Source organism: Niallia sp. 01092, assembly GCF_052318935.1.
Taxonomy (GTDB): Bacteria; Bacillota; Bacilli; order Bacillales; family Cytobacillaceae; genus Niallia.
Genome location: NZ_JBQRKO010000100.1, coordinates 1 through 211, shown reverse-complemented (window position 1 = coordinate 211; position 211 = coordinate 1). Strand labels below are relative to the sequence as shown.

At 32.2% G+C, this 211-nt stretch carries 1 pseudogene; it reads left to right on the top strand.

Annotated features, from left to right (window positions below):
* Nucleotides 1-211 (top strand): annotated as a pseudogene (locus ACTXGU_RS22490) (IS5/IS1182 family transposase); the annotation flags it as partial.

The following is a 211-nucleotide window of genomic DNA, read 5'->3' as shown; positions in this document are numbered from 1 at the left end:
TAGAACTTATTTCTAAATTACATCCACTTATTACAAATGGGAGACGGACAAAAGAAGAAGAATTTGAATTTAATAAAGATGCAGGGATGTATGTTTGTAAGGCAGGACACATGGCCATTCAAAAGAAAATAGATGAAAGAAAGGGGCAAGATAAAAACCCTAGAATCAAATATCTTTTTGATATTGAGAAATGTAAAGTTTGTCCTTTCCG